Consider the following 20,573-nt stretch of genomic DNA (forward strand, 5'->3'; position numbering starts at 1 on the left):
CAAGGAATGAAGGCAGGCTAACCTAACTTAGGCATGCCTAACTACTCTGCCTGGCCTCCCTCGCGCCAGGCCCGCCACAGCCGTGCGTAACGGCCGCCCAGAGCCACCAACTCCGCGTGCGTGCCCTCCTCTACGACCCGTCCGGCGTCCAGGACGGCGATCCGGTCCGCCGCCGTCGCCTGGGTCAGGCGGTGCGCCACGAACAGCGTGGTGCGGCCCGCGCACGCGGCCAGCACCGCCCGTTCCAGCTCGGCGGCGCCCTCGCTGCCCGCCTCCGCGGTCGACTCGTCGAGGACCACCACCGGCGCCCGCCGGAGCACCAGCCGGGCCAGCGCGATCTGGGCGGCCTTGGTCGCGTCCAGTCGCTCACCGCCCTCACCCACGAGCGTGTCCAGCCCGTCGGGCAGCGCGTCCACCCACTGACCGGCGCCCACGGTGCGCAGGGCGTCCAGCAGTTCGGCGTCGGTCGCCCGCGGCGCGGCCAGCCGCAGGTCGTCGGCGAGCGGCCCGGAGAAGACGTGGGTCTCCTGGGTCAGGATGCTCACCAGGGCCCGTGCCCCGGCCTCGTCCAGTGCGGCCAGGTCGGTCGGCCCGACCCGCACCGACCCCGCCTGCGGCGTCCCGATGCCCGCGACCAGCGCGGCCAGGGTCGTCTTGCCGGCGCCCGTCGCCCCCACGAGGGCGAGCGAGCCACCCGCCGGGATGGTCAGGTCGACGTCCCTGAGGACCGGTTCCTCGGCACCCGGGTAGGTGAACGTCAGCCCGCGCACCGTCACCGGGTACGGCCCGGCCGCCGCGCCGACGGACTCGTCGCCCACCAGCCGGTCCGCGGCGTCCTCCCCCAGCACGCCGACCAGACGGGTCAGGCTCGCGCCCGACTTCTGCGCCTCGTCGAAGGTGAACATGATGGCGCCCAGCGGGGTGAACAGCCGGTGGAAGAGCAGCGGGGCCGCCGACACCTCGCCCAGCGTGGCCGCGTCCGCCTCCAGCAGCGCGTAGCCCACCACGATGATGAGCGTCAGCCCGATGAACTCGGCGCGGTTCTCCCGGCCGACGAACCGGCCGAAGAACCGGAACACCTCGATGCCGAGGTCGCGCACCCGCCACGACTCGCGGGTGACCCGCTCGCGGAAGGCGTCCTCGAGCCGGTAGGCCCGGACGGTGTCGATGCCGTTCAGGCCGCTGATCAGGGCCTGTGCCCGGTCGGCCTGGGCCACCCGCTGCTTGCGGTACAGCGGGGCGGACCTCGGCAGGTACCAGCGCAGGGCCAGCGCGTAGGCGGGCAGCGCGCCGGCGCCCGCAAGTCCGAGCCGCCAGTCCAGGCCGAACATGCCGGCCGTGGCGATGGCGACGAGGACACCTGCCGAGAACACCGTGGGCACGGCCGTGCGGATGCCCTTGGAGATCACGGCGACGTCGTCGCCGACCCGGGACAACACGTCGCCGCGGCCCACCTCTTCGACGCGCGCGCTGGGCATCGCCAGGACGGCGCGGACGGCGCCCTCCCGCAGCCGGGCTAGCAGGTCGGCGCCCAGCCGCCCGATCAGGTAGGTCGACACCGCCGTCGCCGCCGCGCCGAGCAGCGCCGCGGCGACCATCAGGACCCCGATCACGACCAGGACGGACTGCGACTCACCCCCGGCGACCGCGTCGACCACACGGCCCAGCAGCAGCACGGGGAGCACCTGTAGGGCCGCTCCGGCCACCGTGCTGAGCACCGTGGCGGCCGTCAGCCAGGGCGCCTCGCGGCAGTGGACCGCGACCCATCGGCCGGCCTCGCGCCCGGTCGCCGTACGCAGGACCGACGGCGGGACGCGGATGTCGGTGACGCTCACCCCTGCCCGGCCGCCTTGACGAGCTCGTCGACGGCGTACGGCATGGACAGCAGGGTGCCCTGGGAGATGGCCGCACCGACCGCCGGGCCCTCGCTGTCCAGGAGGTAGGAGACCTTGCCGTTCTTGACGGCGTCCAGGTTGGTGAACAGCTCGAACTTCTTCAACGCGTCCTGGTCCGCCTTGTCGTTGATGACGAAGACGCGGTCCACGTCGACCATGTCGACGCGCTCGGGCGAGAGCGTGGTGTAGAAGTCGCCGCCGGCGACCTTGTCGATCTCGGTCTGGTACTTGAAGCCGATCCCCGTCACCAGCCGCCCGCGCACGTCGGTGGAGGTGAACGGTGCCACCGAGTCCTTGTACCAGGAGAGCACCACCGCGGTCCGGTCCGCGAACTCGGGATGGGCCTGCTTGGCCGCGTCCAGCTTCCCCTGGATGCCGGCGACCATCTTCTCGCCCTCCTCGGCCTTGCCGAGCGCCTTGGCGATGTGCAGCGCGTTGTCCTGCCACGGAGCGCTGAACGGCTCCTTCTCGCCCTTGGTGCGGCCCACCGTGGGCGCGATCTTGGACAGCTTGTCGTAGGCGGCCTGGTCGATCTCGGAGTAGACCGCGACAATCAGGTCCGGGCGCAGGGCGGCGATCTTCTCGTAGTTGGGACCCGTGTCACCGTTCTTCATGACGACCTCGGGCTCGGCGTCCCCCCACTTGTCCTTCACCCAGGGCCACTGGGTGTTGATGTCGGGGCTCTGCCCGGCCGGGTTCGGGTACTGGTCGACCATGCCGACGGGCTTGATGCCGAAGGCCAGGACGCCCTGGTCGTCGGTGTAGCCGACGGTGACGACCCGCTCGGGAGCCTTGTCGATCTTCGTCGTTCCGAACGCGTGCTCCACGGTGACCGGGAAGGCACCGGCGGCGGCCGGGGTGTCGCCGCCGGTCTCGTCCGCCGAGTCGTCCGAGCCGGAACCGCATCCCGCGAGGAGTCCGGCGCCGAGCGCGGCGGCGGACAGGGCCGCCGCGAGTCGTTGCCAGGGCTGCTTACGCGTCGTTCTGAGGAGCATCCGGAGATCCCTTTGCTGTCGCGCCGTCCACTGCGTCCCCTCTGAGGGCAGCAAACCTTACCGCGCCCGAGTGAGGTTAGCCTACCCTCACCGGGACAACTCCGGTTCCGACGAGTGGAGTTCGGCGTGGGTGCGCCCGATCGGCACGATGAGGGGGCGGTCACCGACCGGGTCGTCGATCACCTTGGCGCGCAGTCCGAACGCCTCGTGCAGCAGGTCCGCGGTGATCACGTCGCGAGGGTGCCCCTGCGCCAGGATCGCGCCCTCCCGCATGACGACCAGGTTGTCGCTGTAGCGCGTGGCCAGGTTGAGGTCGTGCAGCACCATGACCACGGTGCGCCCCGACTCGTGCAGGTCGTCCACCAGGTCGAGCACGTCGACCGCGTGCGCGAGGTCCAGGTAGGTGGTGGGCTCGTCCAGCAGCAGCAGGTCGGTGCCCTGGGCCAGGGTCATCGAGATCCACACGCGCTGGCGCTGTCCGCCGGAGAGCGAGTCGACGGGACGGTCCGCGAGATCCGAGACCCCGGTCATGGTCAGCGCCCGCCGTACGACGTCGGCGTCGTCCGAGGACCACTGCCGCAGCCAGCTCTGGTGCGGGTGACGGCCCCGGGCGACCAGGTCGGACACCGTCAGCCCCTCGGGGGCCACCGGTGCCTGGGGCAGCAGGCCGAGCTTCTTCGCCACGTCGCGGGTCCTGAGCGAGGCGATGTCCTCGCCGTCCAGCACGACCGTGCCGCCGGTCGGCCTGAGCAGCCGGGACAGGGTGCGCAGCAGGGTCGACTTGCCGCAGCCGTTCGGCCCGATGATGGTGGTGATCACCCCGGGCGGGATCGCCACGTCGAGACCGTCGATGACGGACCGGGCCCCGTACCCGACGGTGACGCCCCGGGCCGCCAGCCGTGAGGCGGCGTCAACTTCCGTATCGGTCCCGGTGATGGACTGAACGACCACAAGGCCCCCTCGATTAGGCTCGCCTTACTTTGTACCAGCTATCTGCGGTTCGCCCGCACCAGCAGATAGACGAGGAAGGGCCCGCCGACGGCGGCGGTGACCACTCCGACCGGCAGCGAGACGGGCAGCGCGGTGCGCGCGACCAGGTCGGAACCGGTCAGCAGCAGCGCCCCCACCAGGCCGGAGGCCACCAGCGGCGGCGTCGGGCACCTGGCCAGCCGCATCGCCACCTGCGGCGCCACCAGCGCGACGAACGGCACCGGTCCCGCCGCGCTCACCGCCACGCCGGCCAGCAGCACCGCGCACAGCAGCAGCACCGCGCGCACCGCCCCGTACCGGACGCCGAGCCCGGCGGCGACCTCGTCGCCGAAGTGCAGCGGCTTGAACTGGAAGGCGACGCAGGCCACGACGGCCAGCAGGACGAGCGTGCACCACAGCGCGATGTGCACCTCGCCCCACGACCGGTTGTCCAGCGAGCCGACCAGCCATGCCTGGGCCCGGGCCACGTCCCGGATGTCGGCGGTGACCAGCAGCCAGGTCGTGATCGCCTGCATCACGGCGTTCACCGAGATGCCGATGAGGATGAGCCGGAAGCCGTCGATCCCGCGCCGCCACGCCAGGAAGTACACCAGCAGCCCCGTGCCGAGACCGCCCGCGAGCGCCGCCGCCGACAGGCCCACGGAGTCGGCCACGGCCGTGGCGGCGCCGCCCGACACGGTCACCAGGAACACCGCGACCGCGCCGGCGCCGCTGGTGATGCCGAGGACGTCCGGACTGGCCAGCGGATTGCGGGCGATCGACTGGGTGAGGGCGCCGCAGACCCCGAGCGCGACGCCCACGACGAGTCCGGCGAGGGCGCGCGGCATCCGCAGATCCATGATCACGAACCGGTCGACCTGCTCGCCCCCGCCGAGGACCGTGGCCATGACCCGGGTCAGGCCGACGGGGAAGTCCCCGACGGCGATGGACAGGCAGAACACCAGGAAGACCGCCACCGCCAGGAGCAGGCTGACACCGGCGACCCAGGGCCGCCACACGAAGGACACACCGCCGAACCGCACCCCCGGCGCCACCGAAGCCCGTACGTCCTCCTTCGCGTCCACTTCCGCGTCCGCCCCGTTCGCCTTCACGTCCGCCCCGTTCACGCGTTCTTGAACTTCCCGCGCCACACCAGGACGGCGAAGAACGGTGCGCCGAGGAGCGAGACGACGACCCCGGCGTCCAGTTCCCCCGGCCGTACGACCAGGCGCCCCACGATGTCGCAGACCAGCAGCACCACGGCGCCGAGCAGACCGGCGCAGGGCACCAGCCAGCGGTAGTCCGGGCCGGACAGGTACCGGGCCACGTGCGCCACCATGAGCCCGAGGAACGCGATGGGGCCGCAGGCCGCCGTCGCCGCCCCGGCGAGCAGGGTGATGGCGACGATGCCGACCGTGCGGGTCAGCGCGATGTTCACCCCGAGCCCGCGTGCGACGTCGTCGCCCAGGTTGAGCAGGTTGACGGAGGGCAGCGTGGTCAACGCCAGCAGCAGCCCGGCGGCGACGAAGGCGGACACGGGCCAGATGACGTCGAAGCCGACACCGGTCAGCGAGCCCGCGTTCCAGAACCGCAGGGCGTTCAGCGAGGCCTTGTCCGTCAGCGCGACCGCCGTGGTCATCGCCGCGAGGAACACCGTGACCCCCTGCCCGGCCAGCGCGAGCGTCAGGGGGTTGCCCGCCCCCCGGCCGATGCTCGACAGCCCGAACACGACGACACCGGCGACCGCCGCGCCCAGGAAGCCGAACCAGACGTACTGGAACGGGCTGGTGAGACCGAAGGCGGCGATCCCCGACACCACGGCGAACGAGGCGCCGGAGTTGACCCCCAGCAGCCCCGTGTCGGCGATGGGATTGCGGGTGTACCCCTGGATCAGTGCCCCTCCGACGCCCAGCGCGATGCCGGCCACCACGGCGAGCACCGTACGGGGCACCCGCACGGTCCGCACGATGAGCCTGATCTCGGTGAGCCGCTGGTCGGACTCGGGCGCCGCGAACAGCCCGTGCCAGACCTCGGCGGGACTGAGCGCACGCGCGCCGACGGCCAGCGAGGCCGCCGCCACCACCACGAGGAGCGCCGCGAGCACACCCAGACCGGCAACCCGGCGCCGCCGGGCGTCCGTTGGGCTCCCGGGCGCGGACGCGGGGCGCTGGGCCGCAGTCGTGGTCATGGCGACGTACACTAACGCGCGCCGGTGCCGGTTCCGTCGGCGACCGTACGGGTCTCGTCGGAGGCGGACTCGGCGCCCCGGTCGAGGAGCGATTCGAGGATCTCGCCGACCCGGACGGCGGTGTTGGACAGCAGCGACGACGTGATGCCGTGCGAGTGCTCCGTGCCGCCCTGGAGGTAGATGCCGCAGCGCAGGGCCGGGTCGGTGGCGACGCGGTAGTCGCGCTCGACGCGCACCCGTCCCTCGTCGTCGCGCAGGCAGCGGTCCGCGACCTCGCCGAGCAGGCCGAGGGGGTCGGCCGGTCCGTACCCGGTGGCGAAGACCACGACGTCCGCGTCCAGGAGGCTCTCCTCGCCGGTGACCAGGGACGTCACGGTGGCGCGCACCCGGTCCGGCGTCTCCTTGACGTCGGAGATCCGGGACACGTTGAGGAAGCGCAGCCGCTCGGTGCCCAGGACCTTCTCCCGGTACGTCTGCCGGTACAGGTCGTCGATCAGCTCGATGTCCACCACGGAGTAGTTGGTGTTGCCGTGGTAGTCCATCAGCCGTCGTTTGACGCTGCCGGGCGCGGTGAAGTAGTCGTCGACGGCCGACGGGTCGAAGATCCGGTTCGCGAACGCGCTGTCGTCGGCGGGGCTGTAGCCGTAGCGGGCGAAGACCGCGCAGACCTCGGCCGCGGGGAAGCGGCGGTGCAGGTAGGCGACGTTCTCGGCGGCACTCTGCCCGGCGCCGACGACGATGAACCGGGAGGGCGACGTGCCCTCCAACGCATCGACCCTGGCCAGCAGTTCGGAGTTGTGCCAGACACGGTCGCCGCGCTCCACGCCCTCCGGCACGAGGGGGCGCAGTCCGGTGCCGACGACGAGGTTGCGCGCCCGGTGGAGTTCCAGCCCCTCCCCCGAGCGGACCGTCACCTCCAGGTGGTCCACGACTCCGTTCCGCACGACGGGTGCGACACCGACGACCTCGTGGCCGTAGGAGACCATGTCGTCGACCTTGGCCGCGGCCCACTCGAAGTAGTCGTGGAACTCGACCCGCAGCGGGAACAGGCTTTTGTGGTTGATGAAGTCGATCAGCCGTCCCTTGCTCTGCAGGTAGCAGAGGAAGCTGTACTCGCTGGCCGGGTTCCGCAGGGTCACCAGGTCCTTGAGGAAGGACACCTGCATGGTCGCGTCGTCGATCAGCATGCCGCGGTGCCAGCCGAAGCGCGGTTGCTGCTCGAAGAAGCGGGCGTCGAGCGCCTCCTGCCCGCCGGCCCGTGCGTTGTGTTCGCGGATCGCGATCGCCATGGCGACATTGGACGGTCCGAAGCCGATACCGATGAGGTCGTGGACCAGCGTTGAGCCAGCAGGAAGAACCTGTGACATGTCACTCCCCTCGTGCGCCAGAAACTTAGGTGAGCCTAAGCTAATGAGATACGGCTGTCGATAGGGCCCGCGGGGAGTCGATTCACGCCAACTGTGCTGCCTCACATGGGTGTTGCAGACTAAGGTAAGCCTTGCTTAACTGCCCGGATCAGTCCCTGCCTTGAGGAGGAACCCCATGCGGGTCGTCATGTTCGGCTACCAGACCTGGGGGCACCGCACCCTGCGAGCCCTGCTGGACTCCGAACACGACGTGGTCCTGGTGGTGACCCATCCCAAGAGCGAGCACGCGTACGAGAAGATCTGGAGCGACTCCGTCGCCGACCTCGCCGAGGAGCACGGCGTCCCGGTACTGATCCGCAACCGCCCGGACGACGACGAGTTGTTCGAGCGCCTCCAGGACGCCGATCCGGACATCATCGTGGCCAACAACTGGCGGACCTGGATCCCCCCGCGCATCTTCGGCCTCCCGCGGCACGGCACGCTCAACGTGCACGACTCACTGCTGCCGAAGTACGCCGGGTTCTCCCCGCTGATCTGGGCGCTGATCAACGGCGAGACGGAAGTGGGCGTCACCGCGCACATGATGAACGACGAGCTGGACGCCGGTGACATCGTCCGGCAGGAGGCGGTGCCGGTCGGACCGGCGGACACCGCCACGGACCTGTTCCACAAGACCGTCGACCTCATCGCCCCGGTCACCATCGGCGCCCTCGGACTCATCGCGGCCGGGCAGACGGAGTTCACCAAGCAGGACCGTTCCCGGGCGAGCTTCTTCCACAAGCGGTCCGCCGAGGACATCCGCATCGACTGGAGCTGGCCGGCCGAGGACCTGGAGCGTCTGGTGCGGGCCCAGTCCGAGCCGTACCCCAGCGCCTTCACCTTCCACCGGGGCAAGCGGCTGGAGATCCTCGCCGCGGTGGTCTCCGAGGGCCGCTACGGCGGTACGCCCGGCCGGATCTTCTACCGCGAGGGTGAGGGCGTGGTGATCGTCGCCGGAGCCGACGCACGCCGGGGCCGCAATCACGGCCTCGCCGTCACGCGCGTACGCACCGAGGACGGACGGGAGTTGGCCGCGACGGAGTACTTCACCTCCATGGGCGGCTACCTGACGTCCCGTCCCTGAGCCCCCTGCCGGCCGTCCGCAACGGGCAGGGCCCGACCGTGCTGCCACGGTCGGGCCCTGCGCGGGACGGTCGTGCGCGGCCTCAGCCGCTCTTGCGCCGGAACGAGCGCTGACTGGCGGCGGGGCCGTGGGTGCCCCGGATCTTCGCCACGTCGGCGCCGGCGGCGAGGGCCGCGGCCTCCGCCTGCTTGCCGCGCTTGCGCTCCAGCGCCTGGCGGAACTTGTCCTTCAGGTCGTACTGACCGTCGGCGTCGGGTGTCAGGGCGGTGCGCTCGTCCTCCGCCGGCTCCGAACCTGCTTGCGATGAAGACTCTTCAGTCATGACGACCTCCTGGGCTCGGACAACAGGAGCACAGCTTGTCACGACCGGCCGCCCGGAACCACCGAGAATGTGCCCGGGCCCGCCGGCAGGCTCACCGTGTACTGGCGCAGGTACGTGTCCAGGAACGGCGACCGGTCCCCCTGGGTGGCGATGTCGTCGGCCGGGTCGTCCAGGGCCAGGTCGAGCCTGGCTCCCCTGACCTCGATGGTCTCGCCGGAGGGCGTGTCGCGCCAGGAGCCGGTCTGGACGGAACCGATCTCCACGGCCAGGACGTGCCCGGCGGCCAGGGTCCAGTCGGTCGCCTTGAGGTCGACGCTCATCCGGCCGGGCTTCACCAGGGAGACCTGCTCGTCGAACATGACGGCGGTGCCGTCCGGGGCGACGTCGTACAGCTTGAGCATGACGTTGCCCTCACCGCGGGCCGTCAGGGAGATCCGCGGGGTCCCGGTGACGCGCGTGTCCTTCTTCAACTGCTTCGACCAGACGAAGAAGCTGGAGGCGGCCTCACCGGCACGCTGGCGCTTCGCCAGTTCCGCGGCCAGACCGGCCGGGGCGGGCTGCTCGGTCGCGGGCGCGTTCTCCATGTCCCACCTGCCCGTCGGCTGCGGCGGGGCCTTCGGCGCCGGGCTGCCGGACGCGGTCAGGGCCGCGCGGGCGGACACGCCGCCGTCGTCCACATAGGAGCCGCCGCCCAGCGCGAGAGCGACCGACCGCTCGGTCACGGGCCAGGTGCGCTGGGCCCGCCAGGCACCGGTGGAGTCCTCGACGGCGTAGGCCGGGTAACGCACCGTCGGCCTGGTGCCCTTCAGGTACTGGTCGTAGAAGGCGAGGGTCTCGTCGTACCAGCCCTCACGCCCCATGGCCAGGCGTCCGTCCTCGACGCGGTCGCCGCCGCGCACGTGGTCCCACTGGCCGAGCCAGCCGCGCTCGGGGCCGCGGTGGTTGTCGAGGTACTCCTCCATCTCCTCGGGCTTGGTGTTGTTCTCGACGAAGCCCTGCGTGACGAAGAGCGGGGTGTCGCTGCCCCTGGCCATCCTCGCCAGGTCACGGGAGGTCCAGTGCTCGTCCCGCCGGTCGGATATCCGGTATCCGGCCGAGTTCTGCGTCAGGCACTCCGGGTGGCTCTCCTCGTAGCGGGCGGCGGCCTGGTAGCGGGGGTCGTCGTCCGCCATCGGCGGCATCGAGGCGATGGAGTTGTACGCGTCGGCGGTGCCCGTCACGTTCGGACGCGGCACCCCGTTGGAGTAGATGTACGGGTACATGTCCCACAGTGGTTCCTGGGCGACGACGGCCTTGAGCGCGCGCTGGTCCAGGTTGTTGCCGATGAGGCCCGTGACGGCGTCGTACGACTTGCCGTACATGCCGACCGCGCCGGTGGACCAGGGCTGCTTCGCGGCCCAGTCGATCGCGGCCCTGACGTCGGCCTGTTCGCCGGGTCCGCCCCAGTCCAGACAGCCGGTGGAGCCGCCGAAGCCGCGCAGGTCCACCATGACGAAGGCGTACCCCTGGTCGAACAGGTCGGCACCCTCGATGAAGTCCTGGAAGCGGGCGGAGGGTCCGGAGCGGGTCCAGCCCTCGGGGCCGGTCTGGCCCGCGTGGGCGAAGTAGGGGCCGATCGACAGGATGACCGGCACCTTCTCCTTCCGCTTCAGCCCCTCGGGCAGCAGGACGTCGGCGTGCAGCCGGGTGCCCGAGCGGTCGGAGGACGGGAAGTAGTGCTGGGTCCAGACCGAGCCCTGAGGGACGCGGTCGTTCTCCTCGTGCGTGACGGGGCCGGTCCCGGTGGCGGGCGGACCGGCCTCCGCCTCGTGCGCCGCGACGGCGGGGCCGCCCAGGCCGACGGTCAGGGCGAGGGCGGCGACGAGTGCCGATGCGGTCCGGACGACCGCGCGACGGGGTCTCACATGCTCCTCCTTGGAAGGCGGGGTGCAGGTGGTACGGGTGGTGCAGGTCTAGCAGCGAAGTCCCCGCACGTCGATGGGGCCGAATCGCAACTTCCCCTGCCACATCGGGCGTTGGCGGACCCGAACGGACACCCGTCTCCGGCTGGGCCCGCCGGACACGGCACCCTGGTCCGCACCGGCCGTGCGCACGGCTCCGCGTCCGTGTCCGCTCCTTGAATCGCCCGCGCCCCGATCCCTGCCTAGGCTGGGGCACGCCGACGGAACCGGATTCCTTGCCGACCGCAGGAGAGTGGGGCGCCATGGCGCGGGGTGTCGATTCGATCCGGCGCACCGCCGTGGGTGTCCTCGGTGCCGTTCTGCTGCTGATCGGCGTCGCGCTGCTGGTGCTGCCCGGGCCGGGACTGCTGCTCGTCTTCGCCGGGGTGGTGCTGCTGGCGCGCGCCGTTCCGGCGCTGGACCGGTTCGTCGCCCCGGTGCGCGTCCGGGCGATGCGGGCCGCCGAGGAGAGCGTCTCCTCCCGATGGCGGATCGCCGGTTCCGTGCTCGTGGGGCTGTTCCTCCTCGCCGCCGGCGTCGCGTGGGGCCTCGTGCCCGAGCTGCCGTACTCCGGATGGGCCACCGGGGCGAGCCTGATCGTCTCCGGCTTCGTGCTGTTCGCCCTGCTCGGGTGGAGCCACCGCCGTGTCCGGGCGGCGCGTCACGGCTCACCACCGGCTCCGGGACGTACGCGTTGACTAAACGGGACGGCGTTCCGTATATTTAACCGGGACAGCGTCCCGCTTTTCTCGCGCCGACGCACCCCCTCCCGTACGGCCTCGCCGTCTCCGCCGTCGACCCATCGAACGGACCCACGCATCATGAGCGCACAGTCCCACCCGACCGGCTTCGTCTCCCCGCCCGCTCCCGTCCTCTCCGTCGCCCCGGTCGTGCTGCCGGCCCCGGGGCGGCCGGTGGACCTCCAGGTGCGGGTCTCCGCGCCGGTGACGGGGACCGGCCTGCCGGTCGTCCTGCTCTCGCACGGCCAGGGCTACTCGAACCACCTCTCCTCCCTCAACGGCTACGCCCCACTCGCCCACTACTGGGCCGCGCACGGCTTCGTCGTGATCCAGCCGACCCACCTCAGCTCGCGGACACTGGCGCTGGATCCCGGGACCCCGGGAGCACCCCTGTTCTGGCGGTCGCGCGCCGAGGACATGACGCGTGTCCTCGACGGACTCGACGTCCTGGAGGAGGCCGTACCGCAGCTCTCCGGCCGACTGGACCGCGACAGGGTCGCGGTCGCCGGGCACTCGATGGGCGGGCACACCGCGAGCCTGCTGCTCGGCGCCCGGCTCACCGATCCGGACGACGGCACGGAGGTGGACCTGGCCGAGCCCCGCGTCAAGGCGGGCGTGCTGCTGGCCGCGCCCGGCCGGGGCGGCGACGCCCTCAGCGCGTCCGCCGCCGAGAACATGCCCTTCTTCCTGACCACGGACTTCTCCCGCATGACCACGCCCGCGCTCGTCGTCGCCGGCGACAAGGACGACTCCGCCCACCTGACGGTGTCCGGGCCCGCGTGGCATGCCGACCCCTACTCCCTCTCCCCCGGCCCCAAGTCCCTGCTGACCCTGTTCGGCGCGGAACACGGGCTCGGCGGGGTGGCCGGATACGACGTCGCGGAGACCACCGACGAGGACCCCGGACGGGTGGCCGCCGTGCAACGGCTCACCTGGGCCTACCTGCGCTCCGCGCTGTATCCGGGGGACACCGCCTGGCAGCGGGCGCGCGACGGTCTGGCGGCGGGGCCGGACCCGCTCGGACAGGTCGAGTCCAAGTAGGCCCGCCCGAGCGGGCGCGGGGCGCGGGCGGGTCCGCTGGTAAAATGGCGTCACGCTTTGAGGCGCCCGGGTCCGTACCGAGGGGTACGGGCCCGCTCGCGTTCCGGGCGCCTGATCAGAAAGGTCCCCCATGAACGCGAAGCCGACCGCCTCCTTCGACGGCCTCGGGCTGCCGCCCGTGCTGGTGGAGACGATGACCGCCCTCGGGGTGACGCGGCCGTTCCCGATCCAGGCGGCGACCCTGCCCGACGCACTGGCCGGGCGCGACGTCCTCGGCCGGGCGCGGACCGGCTCCGGCAAGACGCTGGCCTTCGGGCTCGCCCTGCTCGCCCGGACCTCCGGCCGGCGCGCGGAGTCGAAGCGGCCGCTGGCCCTGGTCCTGGTGTCGACCCGGGAACTGGCCCAGCAGGTGAGCGACGCGCTGGCGCCGTACGCGCGGGCGCTGGACGTCCGCCTGACCACGGTCGTCGGCGGGCTGTCGATGAACCGGCAGACCCAGGCGCTGCGCGACGGCGCCGAAGTGGTCGTCGCCACGCCGGGCCGTCTGGCCGACCTGGTCTCCCGCCGGGACTGCCACCTGAACCAGGTGCGGATCACGGTGCTGGACGAGGCGGACCAGATGTGCGACATGGGCTTCCTGCCACAGGTCACCGGCCTCCTGGAACAGGTGCCCGCCGACGGGCAGCGGCTCCTGTTCTCGGCCACGCTCGACGGCGACGTCGACCAGCTGGTGCGGGACCACCTCCACGACCCGGTTCTCGCGTCGGTCGACCCGGCGTCGGCCTCGGTGACCACGATGGAGCACCACGTGCTGACCATCCACCCCGCCGACAAGTACGCGACCGCCACCGAGATCGCCGCCCGCGACGGCCGGGTGCTGATGTTCCTGGACACCAAGGCGGGGGTGGACCGGTTCACCCGGCACCTGCGGGCCGCCGGTGTGACCGCCGCCGCCCTGCACAGCGGGAAGTCGCAGCCGCAGCGCACGCACACCCTCGCCCGGTTCGTGGAGGGCGAGGTCACCGTGCTGGTGGCCACCAACGTCGCGGCGCGGGGCATCCACGTCGAGGCGCTCGACCTCGTCGTCAACGTCGATCCGCCGGCCGACGCCAAGGACTACCTGCACCGCGGCGGGCGTACCGCGCGGGCCGGACGGGCCGGGAGCGTGGTCACGCTCGTCACGCCCGACCAGCGGCGCGAGGTGAACCGGATGATGTCCGAGGCCGGGATCCGGCCGACGGTGACCCCGGTGCGCTCGGGCGAGCAGAAGCTGACCGACCTCACCGGCGCGAAGCGCCCGCCGGCCCCACCGGCCCAGGAGGGCGGCAACGCCCCCTTCCGCGGGATGGGCACCCGCCCGGGCCGCGCCGCCAAGGGGTCCCGCAAGGCCGTCGAGGCGCGCAAGGCCGCGGAGGCGCGCGCGGCGGCCCGGGTGCGCAGGGGCCGCTGACCCCGCGGACGAACGGGCCGTCCGGAACGGTGACTTGACGCCGAGAACTTTGCACACAGTGATGACAAAGTATGGACACGTCGAGCGGAAGTCTCCTACCTTGGCGGCGGAACGTCCGTCCTACCGCACAAGACCGGAGCGACATCCGGCACGGTCCGGCCCCCATCTCCCGGAGGACCAATGCACCCACGGCTGTTCTCGCGCGCCCGAAGACACCTCATCCTCCTGCTGACGTCGGCCGTCGCGCTCGGCGGCGCCTGGGCCGCTCCGGCGTCCTCGGCGGCGCCCGCCGACATCCCGCCGCAGGAACCCGGCGTCACCCTGCGCGTGTTCGACGTCCAGACGCCACTGAACGAGCTGTGCACCCTCAAGCCGGGCCAGACCCCCAACCACGACAAGCTGATGCCGACGGTCGACTGGTCCAGCACCGCCGACTTCGGCGGCATCGCCGACAACTTCGTCTCCCAGGCGTCCGGTTACCTGGTCGCCCCTCGTGACGGCACCTATGTGTTCCGGCTGGTCAGCGACGACGGTTCCCGGCTGACCCTCGACGACGCCACGGTGATCGACCACGACGGGCTGCACGGCGCGGAGCCCAAGGACGGGACGGTCGACCTCACCGCGGGAGCGCACCCGCTGCGCATCGAGCACTTCGACCGCGGCGGCGGCCAGCAGCTGCAGCTGTCCTGGATGCCGCCGGGCGAGAGCGAGTTCACCGTCGTACCCACCGAGGCACTGAGCACCGACGCCGGGGTCGTCCGGGTGACGGCACCGGGCCGCAAGGAGTGCGAGGCCGGGCGCGACACCCCCGGCGACGGTCTGCCGCTCACCTCCGTGCGCCCCGACCTCGACCTCACCGACCTGCGCCCCGACGGCTTCGAACCGCAGGTCACCGGCATGGACTGGCTGCCCGACGGCCGCCTGGCGATCAGCACCTGGGGCGGCACCGACAACGTTGCCGGAGAGGTCTACCTCCTGGACAACGTCACCGGTGAGACCAGCCGCGACAAGGTGAGTGTCGAGAAGGTGGCGAGCGGGCTGCGCGAGCCCATGGGCATCAAGTACGTGGACGGTTCGCTCTACGTCTCGCAGAAGCACGAGCTGACCCGGCTCGTCGACCGCGACGGAGACGACGTGACCGACGAGTACCGCACGGTCGCCACCTGGCCCTATGGCGGCAATTTCCACGAGTTCGCGTTCGGCCTGCTCTACCGCGACGGCTACTTCTACGTGAACCTCTCCGTCGCCATCGACCTCGGCGGCGCCACCACCACCCCGCAGCCGGCGCCCAACCGCGGGACGACGTACAGGATCAGCAAGAAGACGGGGAAGATCAGCCCGGTCGCGGGCGGGCTGCGCACGCCCAACGGCATCGGCTGGGGTCCCGGCGGCGACCTGTTCGCCACCGACAACCAGGGCGGCTGGCTGCCCGCCTCGAAGCTCGTCCAGATCAAGCAGGACCGCTTCTTCAACCACTACACCGAGCCCGCCGGACCCTTCGAGGGCTCCCCCGTCACCGAGCCGGTGCTGTGGCTGCCGCAGAACGAGATCGGCAACTCGCCCTCGACCCCGCTGTACCTCACCAAGGGCAGGTTCGCGGGCCAGATGCTGATCGGTGACGTCACCTACGGCGGTCTGCAGCGCGCCTACCTGGAGAAGGTCAAGGGGCAGTACCAGGGCGCCGTCTTCCGCTACACCCAGGGCCTGGAGGCGGGCGTCAACCGGGTCTCCATGGGCCCCGACGGCGCCATCTACACCGGCGGCCTGGGCGCCGACGGAAACTGGGGGCAGGAGGGCAAGCTGAAGTTCGGCCTGCAGAAACTGACACCCAACGGCGGAAACACCTTCGACGTCCAGAGGATGCGGGCCGTGCCGGGCGGCTTCGATTTCACGTACACCCAGCCGGTGTCCGAGGAGACGGCCGCGGAGCTCGCCTCCCGCTACGAGGCCGAGCAGTGGCGCTACACGCCGACCGGCGACTACGGCGGCCCGAAGATCGCCCAGGAGGAGCTGGCCGTGCGGTCCGCGACGCTCTCGGACGACGGCCGCACCGTGCGGCTGCGGCTGGACGGCCTGAGGCCGGACCGCGTCGTGCACGTGCGCTCCCCGCGGCCGTTCACCTCGGCCTCCGGTGAGACGCTGTGGAGCACCGAGGCCTGGTACACCCTCAACGAGATGCCCGGCAAGCAGCCGCCGGCGGCCACCCTGTACGAGGCCGAGGAGGCGCGGCTGACGGGGAAGGCGGGCATCAACACCGACCACGCCGGCTACTCCGGCAGCGGCTTCGTCGACCGCTACGCCACCGAGGGCAAGGCCACCACGACGTTCGACGTGACCGTCCCCAAGGCAGGCACCTACGACGTGGGCCTGCGCTACTCCAACGGCCCGAACCCCTTCGAGGGCACCAAGTCGCTCTCCCTGTACGCCGACGGGAAGAAGGTCCGCCAGACCCAGCTCCCCTCCACCGGGGACTGGGACACCTGGTCCACCCGGACCGAGTCACTGCGGCTGCGCGCCGGACACAACACGGTCTCCTACCGCTACGACCCCGGCGACACCGGGCACGTCAACCTCGACCTGATCACCGTGCGCCCGCACGGCGCCCCGGTCGCCCTGTTCGACGGCACCGCCGCCTCCCAGGAACAGTGGCAGCACACGGACGGCAGGAAGGTGGCCTGGCCGCTGGCCGAGGAGCGGTCGATGGAGGTCTGCTGCGGCGACATCCGCACCAAGGACGCCTACCAGGACTTCAAACTGCACGTGGAGTTCCGCGTACCCCTGCTGCCGGACGACGTGACCGGCCAGGACCGCGGCAACAGCGGCATCTACCTCCAGGACCGCTACGAGCTGCAGATCCTCGACTCCTACGGTGACACCACCCTGGACACCAACGAGGCCGGGGCGATCTACCTGAAGAAGGCACCCGACACCAACGCGGCGACGGCCCCGGAGACCTGGCAGACGTACGACATCGTCTTCCGTGCCGCCCGCTTCGACGAGAACGGCGCCAAGACCGCCGACGCGCGGGTGACGGTGGTGTGGAACGGCAGGACGGTCCACGACGACGTCGCGCTCGACGGGCCCACCGCGGCGGGCCGGGCCGAGACACCGGCCGCCGGGGCGATCCGGCTGCAGGACCACGGGAACAAGGTCCGGTTCCGCGACATCCGGGTCGAACCGCTGGACTGACCCGCAGCCGTGCGGGGCGGCCCCTGACGGCCGCCCCGCACCTCCCGCCCCACCGGACGGTGGGTCCGAGTTCCCCGGACGCCTGTGGGTAGGGTGAATCGAGAACTGCCCTGCCCGTCGAACAAGGAGCGGAATTGAGCGAGCCGGCGTCCATCGCCCTGCAGAAGGAGATCGCCCGGGAACTGGAGGTCGCGGAGACCTTCGACGCCGAACAGGAGATCGAGCGCCGGGTGGCCTTCCTCGCCGAGCGGCTGACCTCCACCGGTCTGCGCGCGCTCGTGCTCGGGATCAGCGGCGGGGTGGACTCGACCACCGCGGGCAGACTGTGCCAGCTCGCCGTGGAGCGGGCCCGCGCCGCGGGGCACGAGGCCCGTTTCTACGCGATGCGGCTGCCGCACGGCGTCCAGGCCGACGAGCACGACGCCCAGCTCGCCCTGTCGTTCATCCGGGCCGACCACGTACTGACCGTGGACATCAAGCCCGCGAGCGACGCTGCGCTCGACGCCCTGCTCGCCGCCGACGTGGCCTTCCGCGACGCGAGCCACCAGGACTTCGTGCACGGCAACATCAAGGCCCGGCAGCGCATGATCGCGCAGTACGCGGTGGCCGGGGCGCACGGCGGCCTGGTCGTCGGCACCGACCACGCGGCCGAGGCGGTCTCCGGCTTCTTCACCAAGTTCGGCGACGGTGCCGCCGACCTCGTACCGCTGACGGGCCTCACCAAGCGCCGGGTGCGTGCCGTCGCGGACGCGCTGGGAGCGCCCGCCGAGCTGGTCCGGAAGGTGCCGACGGCCGACCTGGAGACCCTCGATCCGGGCAAGGCCGACGAGGATGCCCTCGGCGTGACCTACGAGGAGATCGACGACTTCCTGGAGGGCAAGCCGGTGAAGGAGCAGGTCTTCGAGACGATCCTCACCCGCTACCGGCAGACCGACCACAAGCGCCGGCTGCCGATCGCTCCCTGACCGCCGGCCACCGCGCCGGGTCTGTCCTTTATGTGCGGTTTGCCGGAACCGGCCTTAGTCTGTCCAAGGGTGCCCGAACCAGGGCCGACACCGGCCAAAGAGGCGGAGCGAACATGGCGGACTTCATCGGCGCGGTGGACCAGGGGACCACCAGCACGCGGTTCATGATCTTCGACCACGGGGGCAACGAGGTCGCGAAGCACCAGTTGGAGCACGAGCAGATCCTCCCGCGCTCCGGATGGGTGGAGCACGACCCGGTGGAGATCTGGGAGCGCACCAACTCGGTGATGCAGAACGCCCTGCGCAACGGCGGACTGTCGGGGAACGACCTGGCGGCCATCGGCATCACCAACCAGCGCGAGACCACGGTGGTCTGGGACCCGCGCACCGGCCGCCCCTACTACAACGCCATCGTGTGGCAGGACACCCGCACCGACGCCATCGCGGCCAACCTGGAGCGGTCGGGCCGGGGCGACGTCATCCGCCGCAAGGCGGGGCTGCCGCCCGCGACGTACTTCTCCGGCGGGAAGATCCAGTGGATCCTCGAGAACGTCGACGGCGTCCGCGAGGCGGCGGAACAGGGACACGCGGTGTTCGGCAACACGGACTCCTGGGTCCTGTGGAACCTGACCGGCGGCCCCGACGGCGGCATCCACGCCACCGACGTGACCAACGCGAGCCGCACCATGCTGATGGACCTGGAGACGCTCGACTGGGACGACGAACTGCTGGGCTTCTTCGGCATCCCCCGCGGCATGCTGCCCACCATCAACCCGTCCTCGCACCGGGAGGCGTACGGCACGACCCGCACCTCCCGGCCGCTGCGCGCCGCCGTGCCCATCACCGGTGTGCTGGGCGACCAGCACGCGGCGACCGTCGGCCAGGTCTGCTTCTCGCCCGGCGAGGCCAAGAACACCTACGGCACCGGCAACTTCCTGGTCCTCAACACCGGCACCGAACTGGTCCGCTCCCAGCACGGCCTGCTGACGACCGTGGCCTACCAGTTCGGCGACAACCCCCCGGTCTACGCGCTGGAGGGCTCCATCGCGGTGACGGGGTCCGCCGTGCAGTGGCTGCGCGACCAGATGAAGATCATCAAGACCGCGGCCGAGAGCGAGGAACTCGCCCGCACCGTCGAGGACAACGGCGGCATGTACTTCGTTCCCGCCTTCTCCGGCCTGTTCGCCCCGTACTGGCGCTCCGACGCGCGCGGCGCGATCGTCGGCCTCGCCCGGTACAACGACAACGCGCACCTGGCCCGGGCGACGCTGGAGGCCATCTGCTACCAGAGCCGCGACGTCGTCGAGGCCATGGAGCAGGACTCCTCGGTCCACCTGGACGTGCTCAGGGTCGACGGCGGGGTGACCGCCAACGACCTGTGCATGCAGATCCAGGCGGACGTGCTCGGCGTTCCCGTCAGCCGCCCGGTCGTCGCGGAGACCACCGCCCTCGGCGCGGCCTACGCGGCGGGGCTGGCCACGGGCTTCTGGCGGGACACCGACGAACTGCGCACTCACTGGAGCGAGTCCAGGCGCTGGGAGCCGCGGTGGTCCGAGGAGAGGCGCGCGGAGGGGTACGCGGGCTGGAAGATGGCGGTCGAACGCACCCTCGACTGGGTCAAGGTCCCCGAAAGCTGATCCGGGACCGGTGCGACCGGCACCGGGCGGGCCGGGCCCCACCCTCGCGAATGCGGTCGCGCCCGGGCGGGCGGTGGTGTTGGCTGTCGGGCGTGGATCTATTCAACCGCTCCTGGTCGGCGCTGCTCGCCGCGGTCGCCGACCTCTCCGACGAGGACTTCGCCCGGCCCTCCGGCTGCACCGGCTGGCTCGTCCGGGACCTGGTCTGCCACCTGGTCATCGACGCCCAAGACGTCCTGATCACCCTGGCCACCCCGACCGCCGAGGAGCCGACCCGGGACGCGGTGACCTACTGGCGGGTCGTCGAGCCCCCGACCGGGGACGACCCGCTCGACGCGCTCGTCGTCCGCCTGGCCGCCGCCTACGAGCAGCCGGGGCTGCTCAAGTTCCATCTCGACGACGTCGGTTCCGCCGCCGGGCGCGCCGCGGCGCTCGCGGATCCCACGGGCAGGGTCGGCACCCAGGGCCAGGTGCTCACGGCCGGCGACTACCTCTCCGCGTACGTCCTGGAATGGTCCCTGCACCATCTCGACCTGGTCGCGCACCTCCCGGAGGCGGCGGCGCCGCCCGCGGAGGGGCTCGGGCGCTCGCGGGAACTGCTGGAGGGCGTCGTCGGTGCGGCGTTCCCCGCCTCGTTCACCGACCGGGACGCGCTGCTGATCGGCACCGGACGGCGGACGCCGACCGCGGCGGAGACGGCCGCGCTGGGCGCGTTGGCGGCGCGGCTCCCCTTCCCGGTCGGCTGACCCGCC

General features: G+C 71.7%; 16 protein-coding genes. 8 read left to right on the plus strand and 8 right to left on the minus strand.

Going from position 1 to position 20,573, the window contains the following annotated elements; translation table 11 throughout:
• Positions 1-41: 41 nt before the first annotated feature.
• The 6 genes from ACZ6IM_RS15590 to ACZ6IM_RS15615 form a co-directional block, all read right to left on the minus strand.
• Positions 42-1,835 (minus strand): ABC transporter ATP-binding protein, encoded by a 1,794-nt coding sequence (locus tag ACZ6IM_RS15590; RefSeq protein ID WP_469556971.1) that lies wholly within the window; start codon positions 1,833-1,835, stop codon positions 42-44.
• Positions 1,832-2,890 (minus strand): iron-siderophore ABC transporter substrate-binding protein, encoded by a 1,059-nt coding sequence (locus tag ACZ6IM_RS15595; protein ID WP_469556973.1) that lies wholly within the window; start codon positions 2,888-2,890, stop codon positions 1,832-1,834. The genes ACZ6IM_RS15590 and ACZ6IM_RS15595 overlap by 4 nt, the downstream gene beginning before the upstream one ends.
• 87 nt (positions 2,891-2,977) lie before the next feature.
• Positions 2,978-3,841: an ABC transporter ATP-binding protein gene (locus ACZ6IM_RS15600; protein ID WP_469556975.1), complete on the minus strand. Its 864-nt coding sequence runs from the start codon at positions 3,839-3,841 to the stop codon at positions 2,978-2,980.
• 38 nt (positions 3,842-3,879) lie between these two features.
• Complete coding sequence (locus ACZ6IM_RS15605; protein WP_469556977.1) at positions 3,880-4,986, minus strand: FecCD family ABC transporter permease; 1,107 nt, start codon at positions 4,984-4,986, stop codon at positions 3,880-3,882.
• Positions 4,983-6,047 (minus strand): FecCD family ABC transporter permease, encoded by a 1,065-nt coding sequence (locus tag ACZ6IM_RS15610; RefSeq protein ID WP_052841409.1) that lies wholly within the window; start codon positions 6,045-6,047, stop codon positions 4,983-4,985. Before ACZ6IM_RS15610 ends, ACZ6IM_RS15605 begins: the two co-directional genes overlap by 4 nt.
• 11 nt (positions 6,048-6,058) lie before the next feature.
• The gene (locus tag ACZ6IM_RS15615; protein WP_052841336.1) at positions 6,059-7,414 is read right to left on the minus strand and encodes a lysine N(6)-hydroxylase/L-ornithine N(5)-oxygenase family protein; all 1,356 of its coding nucleotides are present in this window, start codon (positions 7,412-7,414) and stop codon (positions 6,059-6,061) included.
• Positions 7,415-7,589: 175 nt separating this feature from the next.
• Here ACZ6IM_RS15615 and ACZ6IM_RS15620 point away from each other — a divergent pair, with 175 nt between their 5' ends.
• The gene (locus tag ACZ6IM_RS15620) at positions 7,590-8,537 is read left to right on the plus strand and encodes a methionyl-tRNA formyltransferase (protein WP_052841335.1); all 948 of its coding nucleotides are present in this window, start codon (positions 7,590-7,592) and stop codon (positions 8,535-8,537) included.
• Positions 8,538-8,619: 82 nt separating this feature from the next.
• On the opposite strand, the gene ACZ6IM_RS15625 is transcribed toward ACZ6IM_RS15620, so the two are convergent.
• Positions 8,620-8,859, minus strand: a complete 240-nt coding sequence (locus tag ACZ6IM_RS15625; protein ID WP_052841334.1) for a DUF5302 domain-containing protein — start codon at positions 8,857-8,859, stop codon at positions 8,620-8,622.
• A gap of 38 nt (positions 8,860-8,897) precedes the next feature.
• Positions 8,898-10,763: a CocE/NonD family hydrolase gene (locus ACZ6IM_RS15630; protein WP_052841333.1), complete on the minus strand. Its 1,866-nt coding sequence runs from the start codon at positions 10,761-10,763 to the stop codon at positions 8,898-8,900.
• A gap of 299 nt (positions 10,764-11,062) precedes the next feature.
• Here ACZ6IM_RS15630 and ACZ6IM_RS15635 point away from each other — a divergent pair, with 299 nt between their 5' ends.
• The 7 genes from ACZ6IM_RS15635 (at position 11,063) to ACZ6IM_RS15665 (ending at position 20,567) form a co-directional block, all read left to right on the plus strand.
• Entirely contained in the window at positions 11,063-11,497 is a 435-nt protein-coding gene (locus tag ACZ6IM_RS15635) for a PGPGW domain-containing protein (RefSeq protein ID WP_052841332.1), read from the plus strand.
• A 123-nt stretch (positions 11,498-11,620) separates the two neighbouring features.
• Positions 11,621-12,580, plus strand: a complete 960-nt coding sequence (locus tag ACZ6IM_RS15640; protein ID WP_052841331.1) for an alpha/beta hydrolase family protein — start codon at positions 11,621-11,623, stop codon at positions 12,578-12,580.
• Between the two features lie 130 nt (positions 12,581-12,710).
• On the plus strand, positions 12,711-14,030 hold the full coding sequence (locus tag ACZ6IM_RS15645; RefSeq protein WP_469556980.1) for a DEAD/DEAH box helicase: 1,320 nt from the start codon (positions 12,711-12,713) through the stop codon (positions 14,028-14,030).
• A gap of 180 nt (positions 14,031-14,210) precedes the next feature.
• The gene (locus tag ACZ6IM_RS15650) at positions 14,211-17,219 is read left to right on the plus strand and encodes a 3-keto-alpha-glucoside-1,2-lyase-like domain-containing protein (RefSeq protein ID WP_469556982.1); all 3,009 of its coding nucleotides are present in this window, start codon (positions 14,211-14,213) and stop codon (positions 17,217-17,219) included.
• Positions 17,220-17,353: 134 nt separating this feature from the next.
• The gene (nadE, locus tag ACZ6IM_RS15655) at positions 17,354-18,184 is read left to right on the plus strand and encodes an ammonia-dependent NAD(+) synthetase (RefSeq protein WP_052841328.1); all 831 of its coding nucleotides are present in this window, start codon (positions 17,354-17,356) and stop codon (positions 18,182-18,184) included.
• A gap of 113 nt (positions 18,185-18,297) precedes the next feature.
• Entirely contained in the window at positions 18,298-19,821 is a 1,524-nt protein-coding gene (glpK, locus tag ACZ6IM_RS15660) for a glycerol kinase GlpK (protein WP_052841327.1), read from the plus strand.
• 92 nt (positions 19,822-19,913) lie between these two features.
• Positions 19,914-20,567, plus strand: coding sequence for a maleylpyruvate isomerase N-terminal domain-containing protein (locus ACZ6IM_RS15665; protein ID WP_052841326.1), 654 nt, complete (start codon positions 19,914-19,916; stop codon positions 20,565-20,567).
• Positions 20,568-20,573 lie beyond the last annotated feature (6 nt).

The organism is Streptomyces sp. NPDC042336, from assembly GCF_055581985.1.